Below are 21,179 nucleotides of genomic sequence, written 5' to 3'. Positions count from 1 at the left end.
GTACGGAAGGGGGCCCAGGGCCGGAAGACCCATTACCAAGATCGGTTTCGCGGGCGGCCCGGAGGCCGGTCTCAGGCGAAGCGCGCGGCGAGAAGGACCACGTCCTCGCCGCCGTCGGCGTCCAGACCCTCCGGCAGGACGGTCCGCAGCACATGGTCGGCGATCGCGCCGGGATCGCCGCGGTCCGCCCTGGGCACGCCGGCCGCCGCCGCGTGGAGCCGCGCGAACGCCCGGTCCATCGGGTCGCCGGTCCGCCGCAGCAGCCCGTCCGTATAGAGCAAGACCGTTTCTCCGGGTGCGAGGCAGAGCTCCACGCTGGGCGCCTCCCAGCACGCCAGCATGCCGAGCGGAGCGGACAGGGAGGTCTCGATGTACTCGGTCCGCCGCTCGCCGACAATCAGCGGCGGGGTGTGTCCGGCCCCGGCCAGCACGATCTTGCGCTGGGCGGGCTCGGCGTAGCCGAAGAGCGCGGTGGCCGAGCGGGCGGGCTCGGTCAGCCGCAGCAGCAGCTCGAGATCGGAGAGTACGGCGACGGGGTCCTCGCCCTCCATCACGGCGTACGCCCGCAGGCTGGCCCGCAGCCGGCCCATCGCGGCCAGCGCGCTCGGTCCCGAACCGGAGACCGAGCCGACCGCCAGGCCCAGCGCGGCATCGGGCAGCGGCAGCGCGTCGTACCAGTCGCCGCCGCCCTGGGAGCCGGTGCGGTGGCGCGCGGCGAGCTGCACACCGGGGACTCGGGGGAGCCTGCTGGGCAGCAGCTCCTCGGCGACGGTGGCGATCTCGGCGCGGGCCCGCTCCAGTTCGAGGAGGCGCGCCAGGTGCTCGGTGGCGTAGCGGCCGTAGAGGCCGACGAGGTGGCGCCGGCGTTCCATCGGTTCGGCCGGTTCGTCGTAGAGCCAGACGACGGCCCCGAGCTTCCCGGCCTCCTCGGTGGCGAGGGGCAGGGCGTAACTGGCGGCGTAGCCGAGCCGGGCGGCGACCTCGCGGTGGCGCGGGTCGAGGTGTTCGTCGCCGAGCAGATCGGGGACGGCGATCGGATCGGGGACCGCGACCGGATCGGGCAGGCCCTCCAGGATGCGGCCGTAGGAGGTGGCGCTGCGCGGCACGGTCTCGATGTGGCCGAGTTCGGCGTGGGCGAGCCCGAGGCCGATCGTGAGGGCGGGGCCGAGGCCGTCGGCCGGCTCCAGTACGGCCATGCCGCGCCGCGCGCCCACCAGGGCGGCTCCGGCGCGCAGCAGTTCGTGCAGCGCGTCGTCGAGCGACCGGGTCCGGGCCAGGCGTTCGGTCAGTTCATGGAGGGTGGTGAGATCCGAGACCCAGCCGGCCAGCCGGTCCTGGAGCAGCGCGCCGGGCGGGGCCGGAGCGGCGGGAACGCCCGGCAAGGGCGTCGCAGTGTGCGTGGGCGAAGGAACCGTTGAATCGATTCCAGCCACTTTCGGCAGGTGAGGGGCGCTCATGCCAGCCGGCTTTCCGACCGGTGCGTTTCGCGCAATAGCATCGCAAACCCCCATGTCATTCTGCGCCGCTATCAATGCATCCACATGTACACGCACAAGTAAGGGGATGTCCAGCATTGTCAACCCGGGACTTGCGGTGTCTGTGAGGTGAGGGAGGGGTAGTGAACTTGGCCAAAAATTGCCCCCTATGCACGGTATTTGAGGTCGACTGACACCGCGTGAATGGGGTTCCTCCGGGGGCACGTCCCGGGGGGAGCGTCATTCCGAGCGTGTTGGGTACCTACACGGAGATGGCAAGGGGCAGTTGCACAGCCCCGGAACCTGGTGGAGAGCCCCGGCGTCTTAACCGCCGACGGCCGCACCCCATCCCCGGGTGGCGGGGACAGTTCAGCGGGTCGGTACGCGCCAGGGGCGCGCCACCCCTCGCCACGCGTTTAATGGACTACAGCCCATGCTCGGGCCCGAGCTCGACGCTCCTGACAGGGGCGAGGGCGCGCCGCTTTGTACGCACAGTGAAGCAATGCACACCTGATGTGATGTGGACCCTCGGCGTTCAACGGAAAGGAACGAGCGCTCATGCGCGAGATCCTCGGAAGGCGACGCAGGCTCCGGTTCCGGCGCAAGGGGAGGCCTGTCCAGCTCGACGCGGCGCTCACCTGCGCCACCGAGTGGCACTGGCCGGTACTCCCCGGTGTGGGGCTGAAGTCGGCCGGAAGCCGTAGCGACCGCGGGCGCGGATGCGCCTGCCCCGACCCCGAGTGCGTCGTCCCCGGCGCACACCCCTTCGACCCCGGGCTCTTGGCCGCCTCGACCGACGCGCGCATGGTGCGCTGGTGGTGGACCAACCGGCCCGACGCCCCGATCGTCCTGGCCACCGGAGGCCTCGCGCCGTGCGCGGTCAGCCTCCCGGCGGTCGCCGGCGCCCGCGCCCTGGCCGCGCTGGACCGGATGGGCATGAGACTCGGCCCGGTCGTCGCGACACCGACCCGGTGGTCGCTGCTGGTCGCGCCGTACAGCCTCGAACAACTCGGCGAACTGCTCTACGCCAAGGATTCCGTGCCCAGTTCCCTCCGCTTCCACGGGGAGGGCGGCTATCTCGTGCTGCCGCCGTCGGTCATCGGCACGGGCCAGGTCCGCTGGGAGCGCGCGCCACTGGCCGGTTCGGCGACGCCCTGGCTGCCGGATGTCGAGGCGGTGGTGGACGCGCTGGTCGAGGCGAGCACCAGCGCACCCGGCGGGGGCAGCCGTCTCGCGTACTGAGGCGGCCCCTCGCGCGTGAGGGGCCGCCGCGGAGACTGCCTGGCCCCGGTGAGTCACTCGTACGGGTGTGAGCCGGGGCCAGTTCCTCGCGAAATGGGCGCGCGGCTCCCGGGCGCCCGCAATCCGCCGATATCGTCGGCCCACCGTCAGGAATTCCCGGGCAGTCGGCAGGTTGGCAGGTGGGGCCACGATGAATCTCCGCACGATCCGCATGATCGGACTCGGGGTCGCCGTCGTGTTCGCCGCCCTGATCCCCCTGGCCGCCTCGGCCGGCCAGGCGGGCGGCCCCGGATCCGGTCCCGCCGACGCGAAGCCGAAGGCCTCACCGGCGCCGGGACTCCTGGGAGTGATCGGATCGGACGCCGCGGAGTCGAAGGGCTCCTCGCCGGACGCCGACGGCCCCCCGCGCCGGTCCGCGCGCTGCGGCCCCGAACTCACCTCTCCCGACGGGATCGAGGCGCAGACATGTGTCATGACGGAGGCACGTGACGCCTGGGCGCGTACCTATTACCGGAATGCGACGGGCGAGGTTCTGAGCGCCGTACTCACATTGATGGGACCCGCCGGGCGAACTGTGCAGACGCATTGTGAGGTGCCGGCGGAGGATGAGCCGGGAACCTGTGAGACGCCGCGCGAACGGTCCCAGGGGCGATCGGACGCTTATACGGCGGTGGCGGAGTTCGCCGGTGGGGGCGAGGGTGCCGAGACGCCGCTGCTGCTGAGGGTGGGGAGCAACTCCGCTGAGGCGGAAGGAAGTTGACACACTCGAGAGGTCTCGCTCGACAGTCCGAGTGATCTCACCGGAACTCACTGGAACTCACCGGAAAGGCGCGCGCCGCGCGGCACGGCATCCGGGAACGTAAACGCCCGGTCGCTGGCGACGGGGGATGCACCAGCGACCGGGCTTCTAGAACGGTAACAAGAGATCTGCTGTTCGCAAATTCGATCTCGGATATTCGGACAACGATTTAGGCCAACGAACGGGGAGTTGTGGCGGAGGTCACCGACCGGCCGGTCTGTCAGCAGCTTCCGTCACTGGCTCGCTGGGCCGGGGACGGGACTGCCGAAGCCCCAGAGCTCCGTAGTCCCCGGCTCCGGAGGTCCGCAGTCCCGCGTGGGCCCCGGCGTCAGCTGAGCGTCACCTGGCGATTGGTGAGTCCACCACGCGCCCGGCGCTCGTCCGCGCTCAGCGGGTCGGTCACGGCGAGCGCGGCCGCGAGACGCTCGGCGAACTCGGCGGCCGGCTTCTCGCACTCCTCCGCGCCCATCGCGCTCGGCAGGTCCCACACGGGGACCATCAGGCCGTGCGCCCGGAAGGAGCCGACCAGCCGCGTTCCCTCGCCGAGCGAGGACGTGCCCGCGGCGTGCAGCCGGGCGAGCGCGTCGAGAAGAGCCTCCTCGGCATACGGCATGACCCATCGCAGGTGGTTCTTCTCCGGGGTCTCGCACCAGTACGAGGAATCCACCGACGAGAGCTTCACGGTCGGGATCGCGGCGGCGTTGGCCCGCTCCAGGGAGGCGGTGACCTCGGCGGACGAGTTGTCCGCGGACTCCGGGATCCAGAATTCGAAGCCGGAGTGGACGGTCGGCTCGAAACCGGCGTCCGCGTCGAGCAGATCCTGCAGGCGCGGACCGTCCGCGGCCGCCCGCTGGGCGGAGACCGGGGTGCCGGGTTCGGCGGTCAGCGCGCGCTGGAGGGTGTCGGCCAGGTCCCGGCTGAGGTCGCCGGACGAGGTGTCGTTCTGCAGCGCGAGCAGGACCGAGCCGTCGTCGCGGCGCAGCGCCGGCCAGGCCATCGGCAGGACCGTCGCGAGCGTCACCGAGGGCACATCCTCCGGAAGCCCGTCCTTCAGGGTCAGTTCGGCGGTCGCCGCGGGCACGAGCTCGCGCAGCGCGACCCAGTCGCACTCGCCGGCCAGGCCCTCGAAGGGGCGCTGGACCAGCTCGGTGACCGCATGGGCGGCCTCCCGGCCGTGACATGCCTTGTAACGACGGCCCGAACCGCACGGGCAGGGCTCGCGGGCCCCCACCACCGGCACGCTCTCGTTGGCGCCGGCGTTGCGGGCGCCGTCCTTGAACTGCGGCTTGCCGGCCTTGGTCTGGGGGCGCTTCTTGGCCATGGTGTGGCTTTCTCCCGATTACGACAGTGCTGTGTCGGGCGCGAGCCTAGCCGTAGGGAGCCCTCCGGCTCAGTCCAAGCGGTCCAACCGCTCCCGCTGTGAGTCGTACGGGTCGCTCGACGCGCGGCCCTCTCACCGCCCCCGAGCACTCATGACGGGCTCATGACTCCTCGTACGCGTCCTCATACGCGTCGAGGAAGTCGAAGCCGGGCGCTGTGACGCGCGTAGCGAAGTCATCGCGACGGTGCCCCTCCGTGACCACGACCCATACGGTGACCTCACCGGACGCGCTGTCGCGTACACCCCAGTCCTGAGCCAGCGAGCTGATGATGTTCAGCCCGCGACCACCGCGTGCGGTGACCGAGGGCGTGGCCGGAACCGGTCGGGTCGGACCACCTCCGTCCGTCACCTCGACGGTCAGCCCGCCCTGCTTGTCCAGCCGCCATGCGGCCCGCACGTCACCGTCACCCACGTCTGCGCGGCCCAGTGGCCTGCCGTGCCGGCAGGCATTACTGAGCAGCTCGGAAAGGATGAGTACCGCGTCGTCGACGACCGATTCGGACATCCCGCTGCGGCGCAACTGCTCCCGCATGCGATGCCTCGCCTCACCCACGCCCGCAGGGCCATGGGGTACGGCCATGCTCGACGACGTGGGCACCTCCTGTGCCACCACCAACGCCACCCCCGAGACCTCCTTCGCCCCACGCCACGTTGTGGATGCCCCAATGGACTGGACCGGAAACCGGCCAGTAGGCCTCCGGTGACGCACTCGACACGATCGAATACGGTCCGAACGCGCCGGTGCACTCCCTGTGACAGTTGTTACAGGCGACCCAGTTGGGACAGGACCTGCTTGGGGCGATTGGTGATGATCGCCTCGACACCCAGCCGGGCGCACAGTTCCACGTCCTCGGGGTCGTCCACGGTCCAGACATGGACCTCGTGGCCGGCCCGCTGGAGGCGCACGATCAGCCCGGGGTGGTGGCGCACGATCCGGATGGACGGGCCGGCGATCCGGGCCCCCGCCGGGAGCCGTCCGTCCTTCAGCCGCGGTGTGACGAACTGGGTGAGATAGACCGTGGGGAGCGCCGGCGCGGCGGCCGCGACGCGGCTCAGCGAGCGGGCCGAGAAACTCATGACGCGTACGGGAGAGGTGCCCGGCGCCGGATCGGCGAGGCCGAACCGCTTGAGCAACTGGAGCAGCCGCTCCTCCACCTGTCCGGCCCAGCGGGTGGGGTGCTTGGTCTCGATGGCCAGTTCGACGCGGCGCCCTGCGTCGGCGACGAGCTCGAGGAGCCGCTCGAGGGTCAGGACGGAGGTGAGCTCGCGGTCGCCCCAGTCGGGGCTCTCGTTCGACTCCTCGCGCCCCCTCCAGATGCCGAAGTCGAGCGCGGCGAGATCGGCCAGCTCCAGGGCGGAGACGGCGCCTCGGCCGTTGGAGGTGCGGTTGACGCGCCGGTCGTGCACGCAGACGAGGTGGCCGTCGGCGGTGAGCCGTACGTCGCATTCGAGGGCGTCGGCGCCGTCCTCGATCGCTTTCACGTACGCCGCGAGGGTGTGCTCCGGGGCGTCCTCGGAGGCGCCTCGGTGAGCGACGACTTGAATCGTGTGCTGCCGTGCGTTTGTCACCGCGTCATGGTGCCATCGAGCGCGCCGCGCGTGTGGGCATACGGCAATCAGGGGTGACCGGTATGTCCGTAAGTAAAGGAAACGGCGAGGATGCACAGGTCCCGCTTACAGTGGCCTGACGGCCTGTGGGAAAAGCTGACCGCAGTCAGTCGACCGTGCACATGCCGAGTCCAGCCGATGACGTGGAACCGAGGAGAGAGCTGTGAGCACCGAGAACGAGGGCAACGCGATTCCGCCGGAAGCGCCCGCCCCGTCCGCACCCCCCGTGCCGGTCGCCGCTCCCGAGGGAACCCCGGCGTCCGCCGCTCCCCCGCGCGACGCCGCACACGAACCGGCGGCGGTGCCGCAGGACGGGCGCGGACACTCCCCCCGGTCCGAGCCCGTCACGGCGCCGCTGCCCGGACCGGTCCCGGCGGATCCGCCGACCGTGGGCGCGCCGGGCGCCCAGGGCGCGGGCTGGCCCCCGCCCCCGCCGGCGCAGCCGTCGTACGCCGGTGGCGGCAACGGCGGCGGTCACGGCTGGGGCGCTCCGGCGCCCGGCCCCGCGGCCCCGCGCCGCCGCGCCGGCGGACTGGTCGCCACGGTCCTGGCCGCCGCGCTGGTGGCGGGCGGTGTCGGCGGTGGGATCGGATACTGGGCCGCCAAGCAGGGCGACGATCCGAGCACCTCGACGACGGTCTCGGTCGGCGACTCCCCGGCCGGTTTCAAGCGCGACCCGGGCACGGTCGCGGGTGTGGCGAACAGGGCGCTGCCGAGCGTGGTGACCATCCAGGCGAAGTCCGGCGGCTCGGAGGGCGAGGGCGGCACCGGCACCGGCTTCGTCTACGACAAGGAAGGCCACATCCTCACCAACAACCACGTCGTGGCCTCCGCCGCGGAAGGCGGCACGCTGTCGGCCACCTTCTCCAACGGCAAGACGTACGACGCCGAGGTGATCGGCCGGGCCCAGGGGTACGACGTCGCCGTCCTGAAGCTGAAGAACGCGCCCTCGGGGCTCAGGCCGCTGCCGCTGGGCGACTCCGACAAGGTCGCGGTCGGCGACTCGACGATCGCGATCGGCGCGCCGTTCGGCCTCTCCAACACCGTGACCACCGGCATCATCAGCGCCAAGAACCGCCCGGTCGCCTCGGGTGACGGGTCCGGCAAGTCCAACTCGTACATGAGCGCCCTGCAGACGGACGCCTCGATCAACCCGGGCAACTCCGGCGGCCCGCTCATCGACGCGCGCGGCGCCGTGATCGGCATCAACTCGGCGATCCAGTCGGCCGGCACGGGCGGTCTCGGCCAGTCCCAGGCGGGCTCGATCGGCCTGGGCTTCGCGATCCCGGTGAACCAGGCGAAGAACGTCGCCCAGCAGCTGATCAAGACGGGTCAGCCCGTCTACCCGGTCATCGGCGCGACGGTGAACATGACGGACAAGGGCGAGGGAGCGACGATCGCCGACCAGGGCGCGGGCGGCATGGCCGCGGTGCCCTCGGGCGGCCCGGCGGCGAAGGCCGGCCTGAAGGCGGGCGACGTCATCACCAAGTTCGGCGACAAGCAGATCGACAGCGGCCCGACCCTGATCAGCGAGATCTGGACGCACAAGCCGGGCGACACGATCAAGCTGACGTACGAGCGCGGCGGCAAGGAGACGACGGTGGACGTCACCCTGGGCGAGCGCAAGGGCGACAGCTGACCGGCTAGTCTGTTCACCGCCGCATCCCTGTCGGGATGGGGCGGGGTGGGTTGCCCGAGCGGCCTAAGGGAACGGTCTTGAAAACCGTCGTGGCGCGAGTCACCGTGGGTTCAAATCCCACACCCACCGCCACAGGTCAGACGACGTGCTGACCAGAAGGGGTGTCCCGACGAGGGGCACCCCTTTTGCGATGGGCCCTGTCTCACTCTGAGTCCACTCGTGCGCCGCTTTGGATCATGGTGTGTGGGCCAGGCGTGGGCCACGGTCCACGGACGGATCAGCTGGCGACCGGGATGCACACAGCAGCGGCGTGGCGGAGTCCTCGCGGCGGGCGAGATCCGGCGGCTACGCCCGTGTGGTGTGGTTGAAGCCGAGGGAGGCCAGTCCTTCGGCCTGGCACAGCCTGTCGGAGGGGCCGCCGACCTCGGTCTGCAAGAGCTGATAGACAGCACCGTGGGACTGGCCCCAGTGCATCGCGGCCCGCCACAGCACGCGGCCCAGGCCTTGCCCTCGGGTCTCGGGCAGGACGGCGAAGTACTGAGGCATGAGCTGGAGGCATCCGATCGCGTCGGGGCGTACTTCCATGGGGCCTATCGCGCCCACGATGCGGTCCTCGATGGCGGCGGCGAGCACCGGGCCGCACCGGCTGGCCTGCATCTGGGCGTGGAGGAAGGCCAGGCCATCGCTGGCCATGGCCGTGGCGAACGGGGCGAAGGTCTCCTGCACGGCGGCCGGCCAGTCGGTGACGGGGCGGACCGGGCCGCCGGGGTCGGGGCAGGGGCGTGTGGTGAAGTCCTGGAGCTGGATGCGGGTGCCACGTGGGGAGCTGGTCTCGGGGCCGAGCGGGCGCACGACGCGGGCGTTGACCGCGTCGTGCGCGGCGGCGAGCTTCGCGGCCAGTTCGGCTGCTTCGTCCACGACGCTGTCGTGGTGCCCGTAGGCGAAGACCTTGACGGTGCCGCGTCCGCGCCGGGTCAGGGTGGGGATGAGAGTGTGGTCGGGTTGGTGCACCACGTCGCTGCGGAGGATCGTCTCGTCCTTCTTGCCACCCCAGCGCCGGTCCTTGTCGTAGGGGAGGAAGTCCCTGGTGACGGCCGCTCGCAGGGTGTCCTCGAAAATGTCGACGGTCAGGGCATCGGGATGGACGGGGCCGAGAGTCGGAACGATCGGCGCGGTCAGTACGGGCCTGAGCCAGTCCCAGCGGAAGAACATGAGCGGCACCCTAACGGTCGGCCGCTCAGGGCTCAGGCCCCGACGCGAGCACGCCGGGGCCTGAACGGAGGTGACCGGATCGTGTCGGTCAGTGGGGGTTGTCGTCACCGGCGTCGCAGGAGCACTCCGCGCTCTCCACGATCACGTCGAGGTCCTGGACGGCGGTGATCGACGCGGTCGCGACGGGCGGGGCCGCGCGGCGGGCCGAGGCCGGCGGGCTGGGGAGGATGGTCACCGGTACGGGCGGGGTCATGAGGCGGTCTCCTTGTCTCCGTGTTGGCAGTAGCTGTGCAGCGGCGCCTTGGCCTCCTGGTAGTGCTTGGCCAGGGGGCGGCAGACCCGGCAGCTGCCGGACAGGGCGCAGCCTTCGCACCCACCGGTGCGAAGCATGAGGCGGTCGGCGATGGCGCCGAGCCGGGTGAGGCCGTCGATGCCCTCGGCCATGAGGTCGATCTGGTCGTCGCGGCCGACCTTGCAGATCGAGACCTTGGCGTGGGGGTCGGCGTGGAAGAAGGTATGTCCCGCGTTGCAGCCGGCGAACGGCTTGCGCTGCCGCAGGTGGGCGGCGGACTGGGCGAGCAGCGGCTCTCCGCCGCCGTAGATCGTGGGCGTCATGTTCGTGTACGCGTGGTTCTCGACGTTCCACTCGTCGGCGAGGGCGGCCATCTCGTCGGCCTCGGAGGCGTTGTCCTCGGTCACCACGACGTTGATGCGCAGCGGCAGACCCGCCTCACGGGCGGCGCCCATGCCGCGCCGGAACGCCTTCCACGCCCCGCGGCGCTGGGTGAGCGTGTCGAAGGACTCCTCGCTCGCCCCGTACATGCTGACGACCAGCCGGTAGGGCGGGCAGTCCCGGAAGAGCTTGAGGAGGTCCGGCCGCCAGAGCAGCGAGCCGTTCGTGGAGATGGTGAGCATCATCCCGGCCTGCCAGGCGTACCGGTAAGCGCCCTGGAAGTGGGGGTCCATGGTGGGCTCACCGCCGGTGATCTGGAGCCAGAGGACACCGGCCTCGCGCATGATGTCGAGCAGTCGCACCTTGTCGTCCCAGCCGAGGCCGGAGAAGGGCCGCTCGCCGAGGTAGCAGTGCTTGCAGCCGAAGTTGCAGCCGAGGTTGATCTCCCAGGAGGCCCGGCAGTAACCGTACGGGGACGGCTCGCGCACCAGTACCGTGCCCTGCGCGGTCTGGCCGCCCAGGTCCAGGCCCCACACCTCGGCGGCGGTCTGCACCGCCCAGGCGGGAAGCGGCTCACCGTCGGTGGCGGCCTTGCGCAGGCCCTCGTAGTGGTCCGCGGAGATGCGGGCACCGGCCCTTGCCCCGGGTTTGAGGAGAAGGTGTCCGTCGAGGAATGGGGAGGCGATCAGAGCGTGGGCCATCGGTGGCCCTCCTTTCGGATCACGGAGCGGGACAGCGCACGGGGCTCCTGGCGGCCGGCGCGGCAGTGGATCTCGCCCAGCCCGTTACAGGTGCCGCAGGTCTTGCCGGACGAGTTGGCGCCGCTGCCACCGCAGTCCCCGCAGCTCTCGCTGTGAGGGGGGCGAGGGTGCCGGAGCGGGGTGTGTGGTGCGCTTTCCACGAAGGGACTTGGTACAGAGGAGAGGGCCAAGTAGGCGGGGCTGGCACCACTCGCAGGCGGTGCATCCGCCCCGGGCGCGCTCAGGAAGAGCGAGGCCGAGATCTGGGGGTCAGCGGCCGGGGTCCCCAGCTAGGGCCAGGACGACCACAACGACGCTCATGCCGACGATGTAGAGGAACACAGCGAGCTGTTGACGCCAGCCCTGCGGGTCACGGCCGCTCCGCCGTGCTTGAGGTAAGACATCCACTACGCCGCCCCCGGCTTGACGGGGGCCGGGCTGAGCGCACGGGCGGATACCGGCTGGCCGCCACAGCGCGGGCACTCGCACGGCGGATAGCGGCCCGGGTCCGAGAGGATGACGTAAGGGTCACCCGACTGGACACGGGTGGTCCGAGACCATGTACGACCGGAGTCGCGGGAGACGCGAAGCGTCATGAGGAGGCGTGGCTCGGAAGCGAGGTCGAGAGGCCGAGAGAGTCGTTCGTGGACGTGTCCCTCGGCGCCGTTCTGCGTTCCCATATGTGCACCCTTCCGCTGCGTCATGCCCGGTCTGTTCGCGACAACTCCCAGGAAAGCGCCGGAAGTCGGCGGACTCCACGGCATACATGCCGCATTCTTGGAGCAGATCCGTGCACGGGTGCCGCAGGCTTCGAAGTCGCGGAAAGGGGTCGTCATGGGGCTAGTCGAACGGCGCAAGACCCTGGGCTACAGTCAGGAGAAATTGGCCGGGTTGCTCGGCGTGGACCGCACGACGGTCGGGCGCTGGGAGAGCGGCAGGATCGAACCGCAGCCACCCCAGCGGCGAGGCTTGGCCATCGCCCTCGAAGTCAGCCTCCAAGAGCTTGACGCCCTCCTGACAGAGCTACGAGCCGCTGGGCAGGAGGCCACAGGGCAGCAGTCCAGTGACCACCCGAGCGCGGGAGACCCCGACGAAATGATCCGCCGCGAATTCCTCCGCATCCTCACGGTCAGCGGGGCCCTGACGGCCCTGCCAGTCGACGAGGCCGAGGCCCTCACCGATGGGGTGCTGAGGGGGATGCCCGCCGACTTCGAGCGGATGAACAGCCACCTGTGGCAGGTCTACCAACTGGCGCGTTCGAAAGGCTCGGTCTACCCCGTCATCCGTGACCAGCTGACGACTTTGAACGAAGCACTGGCCGCCAGCCGAGGCAGCTCCCGCCCCCTCCTGAGCGCAGCGGCCGACCTCTTCCAGATGGCCGGCGAAGTCGCCTTCGACGGGAACCGGTACACCGACGCCGCGGCCTCGTATTCGCTCGCGGCCTCGGTCAGCAAGGACGCGGGCGCGTACGACCTGTGGGCCTGCGCCCTCGTACGCCACGCCTACGTGGACATGTCCGAGCAGCGCTACCGCCAGGCGGTGCAGATGCTGCGTGCGGCCGAACGGCTGGCCGGTCGAGGGGACAACGACCTTTCGACGCGGCATTGGGTCGCGTCGGTCCAAGCGGAGGCGTACGCCGGTCTTGGGGACCTCACAGCGTGCGAACGCGCGCTGGACCAGGCCGAGGAGGTCAGGGACCTCACCGCGGAGAGCACGAACGGCGGATGGCTCCGCTTCGACGGCACCCGCTTGGCCGAGGAGCGCGGAGCACGGTACGTGCAGCTCGGCCGCTTGGACCTGGCGGAGGCGACGTTGATGGCCGCATTGGCGCAGACGGCCCTGGCGTCGGGGCAGTCGTATAGGCGCCGGGGCGCAGTGCTGACCAGCCTGGCCGCCATCGGAGCGAAGCGGCGTGATCCCGACCAGGTTCTTGCGTACGGGCGGGAGGCCGTCAGCCTGGCCCGAGCCTCAGCATCCGGGTACGTCGCCCGTAGACTCCAAGCCCTGTGCGACGAGTTCGGTCCCTTGAGCCGCGACCACCGCGTAGCGGAGCTGGGGGCGGAGATCGCCACGCTGAGCACGCCGTGACGAGAGGGGTAGGCATGTCGCAGACCGAAGGTGCACGACTGTTCCGGGAAACCTGGATCGCGGGAGTGCACCAGCACTTCCCCGGGGAGCCGAAGGCCGGCTACGTCACCCCGTGGGAAGACACTCCGCAGTGGGAGCGCGAGGCCGCAGGCTCGGTCTACGCCCAGGTCCGGCAGTTCATCGAGATCAGCGGTGGTCACACGTCGAGGCTGTCCCGGGAGCAGAAGAGCCGGTTCGTCGCGACGTGCTGGACGGCCCAGATGTTCAAGCACTTCGAGGACCCGAAGCCGGGCTACGTGGCTGACTGGTCCGACCTGCCGTCCTGGCAGCAGGAGACCGACGCCGACATCTTCGAGGCCATAGAGAAGGCCGTCATCTGATTTGACGTCCGCAGCCCCCGGTCCCGGTCCGAAGGACTGGGGGCCAAGCCGTCGAGTGTCCGGGTACCGCTAGAAGATCCTGTACGTGCTCGACTCCGTCCAGCTAGCTCCTGCCGCCTCCCGCAGGATCTCCCCGACGGCTTGTGGGCCGAGTGATGGATCTCCTTCCAACGCCAGCAACCCGGCAGCACCTCCCGGCAGCGCGGTGAGCATTTCTCGCAAGACACGAGGATCTATGGCACCCTCTGGCGCAAGATCTGAGCGTGTCAGCACAAGCGTCCCCTCAGGGGTCACCGAAACTGCACCGATAGCTATCGTCGTACGAGCTGCGTCCCTCTTGGGCCCATCTTCTGGCAGAGAGACAACCTCGCCGCGCCCGATGCGCTGGATGAGTTCAATAGCGGGCCCACACGCCTCCTGAGGTAGCGCCCGCCTTACCCTCAAGGGTGACCTGACGCCGAGCAGCCTTATTGACTGCTGTTCGTATCCTTCTGGAGCCAGGAAGAAGTCGTTTCCTCGTTGCACGATGAGCCCGGCGTACGTCATCCAAGAGAGCGATGAGCGAGCGTAGTTAGTCCATGTGTTAACGCTCGCCTCAACCGCAGGGAATGCGTTGGGAAGTTCTCGCCCATAGGAAGATAGTGAGACCGAACCGGCCGATCTCTCGGCGAGAGCGACAAATGTTGAGAAGGCTCGGTGGCGGCGGAGAGAGGAAGCGACGCGACGGCGCAAGGCGCGTTCGCGGTCTGGAGCTGCCCACACTTCGTCGCTCAACTTAACCCTGAGCGGTTCATGAGTGGTTACCCCGAGCAGACGCAATTCCCGCGATAGATTGAAGATCGCTCTGTCGCTGGTATCGAGAGCACTGGCCAGGTCTGGAACGTATGCGTTTCCTTCGGCTGCCAAAACCAGAGGAAGGAGGCGTGCGATTTGGCGTGTTGTCTGCCTCAAGATGTACGAATCTTCAACTGGAACGCGGCCAGTGTTGAGGAAGTCTCGGAAAGTGTCCCAGTAGGGGAGCCGCAGGAGATCTACTTCTGGGGCTTCTCCGGCGACTGAGCCGACAGCGCGGCCGACAGCGCGGCCGACAAGGGGTGCTCCTTACGAGGAGCGCCCCTTTTCGCGTGCCGGGCTTTCGTGTCCTGAGCCGCTGGGGGCGCCGGGCTCGTCCCCCCGATCGGTCAGCGCGCGGTGAGGCGGGCCGCCGAGGCGATGGTGGCGCGGGCCTCGTGGGGGGTGAGGCCCGTGCGGATCGCGGCCATGGTGAGGGCATCGGTGAAGGCGTCGCCGAGGCCGTTCTCGTAAGCGCGGCAGGCTGCCCAGAAGAGGCGGGTGTTGCGCTGGCCCTCGTGGGCCGCGAGGACGAACTGGATCAGTCCTTGACCTCGGTGGGCGTGGGGTGTCGTGGGGTGGTGGGGGCGCGCGGGGGGTGCGATGAGGTGGAGGAGGGCGCGGGGGCACGGCGCGGGGGAGAGCTCGGCTGTGCCGGGAGCGAGCCGGTAGGCGCCATGGGCGGTGACGGAGCCGGGGCCGACGAGGTAGCCGCCCGCGCCTCGGATGTCGATGCCGGGGGCGAGCCGACTCGCGGAGTTCGGCACGACCATGTCGGGCGGGCCCGTGAGCCAGAGGTGGCGGCCGCCGCTCGGCGTGAGGACGGTGACGGTCGGCGGCAGCGTGAACAGATGCTGGAGCGCCAGGTGCTGGAGCGCCGCCAGGGAGTCCGTCGATGACTTGGTGTCGAGGTCGATGCCGATGAGGTGGTGCGGCGGCCGTCCGCAGGCGATGCCGTAACCGGTGGCCCAGGGCGCGGCGGCGAAGAGCGCGCGTACGGCCGCGGGGTCGGCGGTGGCGTCGTGGACACCGTGGCCGGGGCGCCCGCACTCGCCCCGGCAGAGCGACGGGCCCGGTTCGCCCCTGTGGGGGGACGGCAGCGCGGGGAGCTTCGTGGGCGACAGGGGGATCACCGGCAGCCCGCGCTCGGCAGCGGTGAGCGCATGGGCGAGGGCCAGGGTGGCGGTGCGCCGATCGGTGATGGCCATGGCTCCATGTTCGTACACTTGTTCGAAGAAGGGAAGGGGGGGGTGGGTTGGCCGAAAACCTGCAGGAACGCTTCAGCTCATGGAGGCGCCGGGTTTCGCGACGGGGAGAGGGTGTGGTTGAGGGGCGGGCGGTGCGGAGGGGGTTTATTGGCTTGTCCTCACGCTTGCGGGGGAATAGGGCGCTCCGGGGTGGTTCGCCGGGGATTCGCTGGGCAACTCTGGACTCGCGACGTCGTGAGCACGACCGAGGCGGTCCGCCAACTGCCTTCGGACCAGCAGTACTTCTGCACCCAGCTCCTGGAGGAAAAGACATGGCAAGCATCCGTACCGCCCGCGTCATCGCCGCCGTCGCCGCGCTTCCCCTCGCCGCCACGCTCTTCACCGGAGTGGCGCAGGCCGACAACGGCGCCCTCGCGGGCAACGGATCGAACGCGACGGTCGCCTCGATCGCCGGCAGTGGCGTGGGCGGGAGCAATCACGGCAATTCGACGACAACGCAGCAGGTGGCCAGTGGTGCCGGAGCGTCCAACCAGAACAACACCGCCGCGGTGAACGGCTCCGGGTTCACGGCGATCGACCAGTCGAACGCCCTCGTCAACTTCTCGAACCTCTGGTAGGGACCGGCCCGATGGGGGGCATGGCTGAGGGGTGAACAGCGGCCTGCGCGACGGTAATTCGGTTCCGGCGCGCAGGCTGTTCGCCGTTTCTGTCCCCATGCCCCCGGTCCCTGCGCTCCCGACCTTGACAGGCCCCTCATTTCTGACGGACAGTCAGAAATCATGGACCCGTCCGTCCGGGAGGCCTCGTCGTGCACCTCGCCCCGACCGAGCGGCAGCTGAGGCTCCGCGCCGAGCTCCGTGCCTACTTCCGTGACGTGATGCCCGACGGCCCGCCACCGCCCGACGACCCGGCCGCCCAGCGTGACGTCCTGCGCCGGATCGGTGCCGACGGGATGCTGGGGCTCGGCTGGCCCGTCGCATACGGCGGCCAGGGGCGCGGCCCCGACGAGCAGTTCGTCTTCTTCGACGAGGCCTACCGCGCCGGCGCGCCCGTCTCGATGGTCACCCTCAACACCGTCGGCCCGACCCTGATGAAGTACGGCACCGACGGGCAGAAGGCCTTCTTCCTCCCCCGCATCCTGCGCGGCGAGAGCGTCTTCGCCATCGGCTACAGCGAGCCGGAGGCCGGTACGGACCTCGCCGCGCTGCGTACGCGGGCCGTACGGGACGAGGACTCCTGGCTGATCGACGGGCAGAAGGTCTTCACCTCGAATGCGCAGAACGCCGACTGGATCTGGCTCGCCTGCCGCACCGATCCCGGCGCCCCCAAGCACAAGGGCATCTCGATCATCCTCGTCCCCACCGACGCGCCCGGCTTCTCCTGGACGCCGATCGAGACGGTCGGCGGCCTGACGACGACGGCGACGTACTACGACGGGATACGGGTGCCCGCGGGCAACCTCGTCGGCGACGAGAACGACGGCTGGGGGCTGATCACCAACCAGCTCAACCACGAGCGGGTGGCACTGGCCGCGATCGGGATGCAGGCCGAGGACTTCTACGCGGCGGCGGTGGAGCGGGCGCGTACCCCCGATCCGGTGACGGGCCGGCGGCGCATTGACGAGCCGTGGGTGCGGATCCGGGCCGCCGAAGCGCATGCCCGACTGGCGGCGACACGCCTGCTGAACTGGCGTTTGGTGGGGGACGTGGGGGCCGGCCGGCTGGCCCCGGGCGACGCGAGTGGCGTGAAGTTCATGGGAACCGAGTCGGCGGTCGAGGTGTATCGAATGTGCCAGGAGATCGCGGGCGACGCGGCGCTGGTGCGGGCGGGTTCGCCGGGGGCCTTGGGGGCGGGCACTCCGGGGGAGGGCGAGCTGGAGCGGATGAACCGGGCGGCGCAGATCAACACATTCGGGGGCGGGGTGAGCGAGGTGCAGCGGGAGATCGTCGCGACGATGCGACTCGGCATGAGGAGGGGGCGGCGGTGACGGATCTGTACGAGCGGCTGAGGGCGTACGAGGGGCGGGCCGCCGCCACGGCCGGGCAGGGCAAGGACCCGGTCAACGAGCCGATGATCAGGCATTGGTGCGAGGCGATGGGGGACACCTGCCCCGCGTACGAGGGGCCGGATGCGATCGCGCCGCCGACGATGCTTCAGGCCTGGACGATGGGGGGCCTGTCCGGTCACACGGACCGTTCGGGGGCGTACGACGAGCTGCTCGGGCTGCTCGACGGCGCCGGGTACACCTCGGTGGTCGCCACCGACTGCGAGCAGGAGTATCTGCGGCCCCTGCGGCCGGGTGACCGGATCACCTTCGACGCGGTGATCGAGTCGGTCTCGGAGCGCAAGACGACCAAGCTGGGGACCGGGCACTTCGTCACGACGCGGATGGACGTACGAGCCGACGGGGAGCCGGCCGGGACGCACCGCTTCCGGATCCTCAAGTACGCGCCGGCGGCACGGACATCGGCCGCGCCCGCACACCGTGAACCGGCCGGAGCGTCTCGAGCGGCGGGCGCTGCCGCGGCGGGGAAGGGCGTGCTGCCGGTGCGGCCCCGGCCGGTCGTCAACAGGGACAACGCCGGATTCTGGGAGGGGGTTGCCGCGCACAGGCTTCTGATCCAGCGCTGCGGCGGATGCGCGACGCTGCGCTTCCCCTGGCTGCCCGGGTGCAACGCCTGTGGCTCACCGGAGTGGGACACGGTCGAGGCGAGCGGCGAGGGGATGGTCTATTCGTATGTGGTGATGCACCATCCGCCGTTCCCGGCCTTCGACCCGCCGTACGCCGTCGGGCTGATCGAGCTCGCCGAGGGCGTACGGATGGTCAGCAACGTGGTGGGCATGCCCTATGACAAGGTCCGCATCGGGATGCCCGTGCGGCTCGAGTTCCTGCGGGTGGACGACGAGTGGGAGCTGCCCGTCTTCGCGCAGGCCCCGGGAGGCGAGGGCTGACATGGACTTCACGCCCACGGAGGAGCAGAGCGCGGCGCAAGAGCTGGCAGCGAGGATCTTCGGTGACCTGTCCACGCACGAGCGGCTCACGGCCGTCGGCGGCGGCAGCGACGCGGAGTTGTGGAAGGCGCTGTGCGGTGCGGGGCTGACGGCGGCGGTGGAGGACATAGGCCTCCTCGGACTGGTGCTGCTTCTGGAGGAGCAGGGCCGCACGACCGCACAGGTGCCCTTCGCTGCGAGCTGCGTGTACGGGATTCTCGCGGTCGGCCGGCACGGGACGGACGAGCAGCGGGAGCGGCTGCTGCCCGGACTGCGGGAAGGTTCGGCGGTGGTGGCGGGGGCCTTCCCCGCCCGGGGCGGCATCGGCGTGGACGGGAGGCTGACCGGCACGGTGGAGTGGGTGCCCTGGTTGCGGGACGCCACCCATGTGCTGGTCCCGGACAAGGACCGGGCGCTCTGGCTGATCCGTACGGCCGACGCGGGCACCGAACCGGTCGAGCTCACCGCCCCCTGGGCGGCGGGGCGGCTCCACCTGGACAGCGCCCCGGGTGAGCGGCTCGGCGGGGCGGGGGCCTACGACGACGTACTCGCCGCCGCGCGTACCGCCTTCGCCGGGCTGCAGGCCGGTGTGTGCGCCGGGTCCCTCGCCCGGGCCGTCGCGTACACCTCCACCCGCGAGCAGTTCGGCCGGCCGCTCTCCACCAACCAGGGCGTCCTGCTCCGGGCCGCCGACGCCCATATGGACACCGAGGCCATCCGGGTCACGGCCTATGAAGCAGCCTGGCGGTACGACGAGGGTCTGCCGTGCCGGGAGGCCGCGCTGACGACCGCCTGGTGGGCTTCGCAGGCGGGCACCCGGGTCGTCCACGCGGGACAGCATCTGCACGGCGGCCTGGGCGCCGACCTCGACCACCCGGTCCACCGGCACTTCCTGTGGGGGCGGCAGCTCGACGCCTACCTGGGCTGCGGCAGTGAAGTCCTTTCGGAACTGGGCGACATGATCGCGAAGGAGGGGGCGCGGTGAGTCGCGAAGGAGGGGGCGCGGTGAGTGAGGTCGTGAGTGGCGCGGTGAGTGACGCCATGGGCCGCGCCATGAGCGGCGATGTGGGTGGCGAGGTGAAGGCCGGTGACACGCTGCCGCCGCTGGAGGTCCCGATCACCCGCACCCTGATCGTCGCCGGGGCGATCGCGTCCCGGGACTACCAGGACGTGCACCATGACACCGAGCTCGCCCGGGAGAAGGGCTCTCCCGACATCTTCATGAACATCCTGACGACGAACGGCCTCGTCGGGCGGTACATCACCGATCACTTCGGGCCGCACGCCGTGCTCCGCAAGGTGGCGATACGGCTCGGCGCGCCCAACTACCCGGGCGACACCATGACGTTGACGGGGACCGTCACCGAGGTCGACGGGGACACCGCCGAGGTGCGGGTCGTCGGCGCCAACGGCATCGGCCATCACGTGACCGGCACGGTGACGGTGACCCTCGGGGAGGCGGGAGCATGAGCGTACGCAGAGCGGACGCGCTCGGCGGCCGGGCGGCGATCGTGGGCATCGGGGCGACCGAGTTCTCCAAGGATTCCGGACGCAGTGAGCTCAAGCTGGCCGTCGAGGCGGTCAGGACGGCCCTCGACGACGCCGGGCTCACCCCCGCCGACGTCGACGGCATGGTCACCTTCACGATGGACACCAGCCCCGAGATCACCGTCGCGCAGGCGGCGGGCATCGGAGAGTTGTCCTTCTTCTCCCGCATCCACTACGGCGGCGGAGCGGCCTGCGCCACCGTCCAGCAGGCGGCCCTCGCCGTGGCCACCGGTGTCGCCGAAGTCGTCGTCTGCTACCGGGCGTTCAATGAGCGCTCCGGCCGCCGCTTCGGCTCCGGTGTCCAGCAGCGCGAGCCATCGGCCGAGGGAGCGGCGCTCGGATGGCAGCTGCCGTTCGGACTGCTCACCCCTGCCTCCTGGGTGGCGATGGCGGCCCAGCGCTATCTCCACACGTACGGTCTGACCCCCGAGGCCTTCGGTCATGTCGCCGTCACCGACCGCCGCCATGCCGCACGCAATCCGGCGGCGTACTTCTACGAGAAGCCGATCACGCTCGCCGACCACGCGGCGTCGCGGTGGATCGTCGAGCCGCTGCGGCTGCTCGACTGCTGTCAGGAGACCGACGGCGGTCAGGCGATCGTCGTCACCTCGGCCGAGCGGGCCAGGCATCTTCCCCACCCGCCCGCGGTCGTGGTCGCCGCCGCGCAGGGGGCGGGGAGACGTCAGGAGGCGATGACCAGCTTCTACCGCGACGGACTCACCGGCCTTCCGGAGATGGGCGTGGTCGCGCGCCAGCTCTGGCAGACGTCCGGACTCGCCCCCGCCGACATCGATGTGGGCATCCTCTATGACCACTTCACGCCTTTTGTGCTGATGCAGCTGGAGGAGTTCGGGTTCTGCCGGCCGGGTGAGGCGGCCGACTTCGTGGCGGCGGACGCGCTGCCGCTCAACACACACGGCGGGCAGCTGGGGGAGGCGTATCTGCACGGGATGAACGGCATCGCCGAGGCGGTCCGCCAAGTGCGCGGGACCTCGGTGAACCAGATGTCCGGCGTGGCCCGGACGCTGGTCACGGCGGGCACGGGGGTCCCCACCTCGGCGCTGATCCTGGGGGCGGACGACTAGGAGGCGGCGGCCCTGGCCTCGACCCCGACCCCGATCCCGGCGACTCGGGCCGTGGCCCCCGACCCCGTTCCCGGCCCCCGCCGACTCGGGCCCCGACCCCGGCACGCGCGTCGTGTCCCCGCCCAGTCAGGACGCGGCGACCGCACCCCGCCGACCCCGGCAACCCTGAGAGGCCCTCCACCTCCAGGAGGTCGAGGCGGCCGCACCCCTACAACCTGAGGGGGACCCAGGGTCGGGACCTGGGGCCGATCCCCGGCGCTGCGGGCGCTCATAGCGTGG

The 21,179-nt window shown here is 70.6% G+C and carries 20 protein-coding genes and 1 tRNA gene; 12 read left to right on the top strand and 9 right to left on the bottom strand.

Annotated elements, in window-relative coordinates; translation table 11 throughout:
• Window positions 1-71: 71 nt before the first annotated feature.
• Window positions 72-1,574 (bottom strand): PP2C family protein-serine/threonine phosphatase, encoded by a 1,503-nt coding sequence (locus ACZ5VC_RS14135; protein WP_469120324.1) that lies wholly within the window; start codon window positions 1,572-1,574, stop codon window positions 72-74.
• A 459-nt stretch (window positions 1,575-2,033) separates the two neighbouring features.
• Here ACZ5VC_RS14135 and ACZ5VC_RS14130 point away from each other — a divergent pair, with 459 nt between their 5' ends.
• Together ACZ5VC_RS14130 and ACZ5VC_RS14125 are read left to right on the top strand one after the other, a co-directional pair.
• Window positions 2,034-2,717 carry a bifunctional DNA primase/polymerase gene (locus ACZ5VC_RS14130; RefSeq protein WP_469120323.1) on the top strand — a complete coding sequence of 228 codons (684 nt, stop codon included), beginning with the start codon at window positions 2,034-2,036 and terminating at the stop codon, window positions 2,715-2,717.
• Window positions 2,718-2,907: 190 nt separating this feature from the next.
• A complete protein-coding gene (locus tag ACZ5VC_RS14125) occupies window positions 2,908-3,477 on the top strand; it encodes a hypothetical protein (protein ID WP_469120322.1) in 570 nt (189 codons plus the stop codon).
• A gap of 367 nt (window positions 3,478-3,844) precedes the next feature.
• Here ACZ5VC_RS14125 and ACZ5VC_RS14120 read toward each other — a convergent pair whose 3' ends face one another.
• The 3 genes from ACZ5VC_RS14120 to ACZ5VC_RS14110 form a co-directional block, all read right to left on the bottom strand.
• A complete protein-coding gene (locus ACZ5VC_RS14120) occupies window positions 3,845-4,837 on the bottom strand; it encodes a DUF5926 family protein (RefSeq protein WP_469120321.1) in 993 nt (330 codons plus the stop codon).
• A 160-nt stretch (window positions 4,838-4,997) separates the two neighbouring features.
• Window positions 4,998-5,606, bottom strand: coding sequence for an ATP-binding protein (locus ACZ5VC_RS14115; RefSeq protein WP_469120320.1), 609 nt, complete (start codon window positions 5,604-5,606; stop codon window positions 4,998-5,000).
• A 53-nt stretch (window positions 5,607-5,659) separates the two neighbouring features.
• The gene (locus ACZ5VC_RS14110; protein ID WP_469120319.1) at window positions 5,660-6,466 is read right to left on the bottom strand and encodes a glycerophosphodiester phosphodiesterase; all 807 of its coding nucleotides are present in this window, start codon (window positions 6,464-6,466) and stop codon (window positions 5,660-5,662) included.
• A gap of 202 nt (window positions 6,467-6,668) precedes the next feature.
• On the opposite strand from ACZ5VC_RS14110, the gene ACZ5VC_RS14105 reads away from it, so the two are divergent.
• Window positions 6,669-8,144, top strand: a complete 1,476-nt coding sequence (locus ACZ5VC_RS14105) for a S1C family serine protease (protein WP_469120318.1) — start codon at window positions 6,669-6,671, stop codon at window positions 8,142-8,144.
• Between the two features lie 44 nt (window positions 8,145-8,188).
• Window positions 8,189-8,276: transfer RNA gene (locus ACZ5VC_RS14100), tRNA-Ser, on the top strand.
• A gap of 213 nt (window positions 8,277-8,489) precedes the next feature.
• Here ACZ5VC_RS14100 and ACZ5VC_RS14095 read toward each other — a convergent pair.
• From ACZ5VC_RS14095 to ACZ5VC_RS14085, 3 genes are all read right to left on the bottom strand, one after another.
• Complete coding sequence (locus ACZ5VC_RS14095) at window positions 8,490-9,356, bottom strand: GNAT family N-acetyltransferase (protein ID WP_469120317.1); 867 nt, start codon at window positions 9,354-9,356, stop codon at window positions 8,490-8,492.
• Window positions 9,357-9,444: 88 nt separating this feature from the next.
• Window positions 9,445-9,609 (bottom strand): hypothetical protein, encoded by a 165-nt coding sequence (locus ACZ5VC_RS14090; RefSeq protein ID WP_469120316.1) that lies wholly within the window; start codon window positions 9,607-9,609, stop codon window positions 9,445-9,447.
• Window positions 9,606-10,730 (bottom strand): radical SAM protein, encoded by a 1,125-nt coding sequence (locus ACZ5VC_RS14085; RefSeq protein WP_469120315.1) that lies wholly within the window; start codon window positions 10,728-10,730, stop codon window positions 9,606-9,608. The genes ACZ5VC_RS14090 and ACZ5VC_RS14085 overlap by 4 nt, the downstream gene beginning before the upstream one ends.
• Before the next feature lie 873 nt (window positions 10,731-11,603).
• Between ACZ5VC_RS14085 and ACZ5VC_RS14080 the strand changes: the two genes are divergently transcribed.
• Both ACZ5VC_RS14080 and ACZ5VC_RS14075 read left to right on the top strand, forming a co-directional pair.
• Entirely contained in the window at window positions 11,604-12,857 is a 1,254-nt protein-coding gene (locus ACZ5VC_RS14080; protein ID WP_469120800.1) for a helix-turn-helix domain-containing protein, read from the top strand.
• 14 nt (window positions 12,858-12,871) lie between these two features.
• Window positions 12,872-13,237, top strand: coding sequence for a hypothetical protein (locus ACZ5VC_RS14075; RefSeq protein WP_469120314.1), 366 nt, complete (start codon window positions 12,872-12,874; stop codon window positions 13,235-13,237).
• 69 nt (window positions 13,238-13,306) lie between these two features.
• Here the strand turns inward: ACZ5VC_RS14075 and ACZ5VC_RS14070 are convergent, their stop codons facing one another.
• Window positions 13,307-13,783 (bottom strand): hypothetical protein, encoded by a 477-nt coding sequence (locus ACZ5VC_RS14070; RefSeq protein ID WP_469120313.1) that lies wholly within the window; start codon window positions 13,781-13,783, stop codon window positions 13,307-13,309.
• 635 nt (window positions 13,784-14,418) lie between these two features.
• Window positions 14,419-15,276 (bottom strand): bifunctional DNA primase/polymerase, encoded by an 858-nt coding sequence (locus ACZ5VC_RS14065; protein ID WP_469120312.1) that lies wholly within the window; start codon window positions 15,274-15,276, stop codon window positions 14,419-14,421.
• A 311-nt stretch (window positions 15,277-15,587) separates the two neighbouring features.
• Here ACZ5VC_RS14065 and ACZ5VC_RS14060 point away from each other — a divergent pair, with 311 nt between their 5' ends.
• The 6 genes from ACZ5VC_RS14060 to ACZ5VC_RS14035 all read left to right on the top strand — a co-directional run bounded on the left by ACZ5VC_RS14060 (window position 15,588) and on the right by ACZ5VC_RS14035 (window position 20,900).
• Window positions 15,588-15,893 (top strand): hypothetical protein, encoded by a 306-nt coding sequence (locus ACZ5VC_RS14060; protein WP_469120311.1) that lies wholly within the window; start codon window positions 15,588-15,590, stop codon window positions 15,891-15,893.
• Window positions 15,894-16,084: 191 nt separating this feature from the next.
• A complete protein-coding gene (locus ACZ5VC_RS14055; protein ID WP_469120310.1) occupies window positions 16,085-17,263 on the top strand; it encodes an acyl-CoA dehydrogenase family protein in 1,179 nt (392 codons plus the stop codon).
• Window positions 17,260-18,228 carry a bifunctional MaoC family dehydratase N-terminal/OB-fold nucleic acid binding domain-containing protein gene (locus ACZ5VC_RS14050; protein WP_469120309.1) on the top strand — a complete coding sequence of 323 codons (969 nt, stop codon included), beginning with the start codon at window positions 17,260-17,262 and terminating at the stop codon, window positions 18,226-18,228. Before ACZ5VC_RS14055 ends, ACZ5VC_RS14050 begins: the two co-directional genes overlap by 4 nt.
• Window position 18,229: 1 nt before the next feature.
• Window positions 18,230-19,252 (top strand): acyl-CoA dehydrogenase family protein, encoded by a 1,023-nt coding sequence (locus ACZ5VC_RS14045; RefSeq protein WP_469120308.1) that lies wholly within the window; start codon window positions 18,230-18,232, stop codon window positions 19,250-19,252.
• Window positions 19,253-19,344: 92 nt separating this feature from the next.
• Window positions 19,345-19,737, top strand: a complete 393-nt coding sequence (locus ACZ5VC_RS14040; protein WP_469120799.1) for a MaoC family dehydratase — start codon at window positions 19,345-19,347, stop codon at window positions 19,735-19,737.
• Window positions 19,734-20,900 (top strand): lipid-transfer protein, encoded by a 1,167-nt coding sequence (locus tag ACZ5VC_RS14035; RefSeq protein WP_469120307.1) that lies wholly within the window; start codon window positions 19,734-19,736, stop codon window positions 20,898-20,900. Before ACZ5VC_RS14040 ends, ACZ5VC_RS14035 begins: the two co-directional genes overlap by 4 nt.
• Window positions 20,901-21,179: the final 279 nt, after the last annotated feature.

Source organism: Streptomyces sp. NPDC033174 (genome assembly GCF_055577795.1).
The sequence above is the reverse complement of the archived record's forward strand: the minus strand, read 5'-3'. Positions and strand labels throughout refer to the sequence as shown.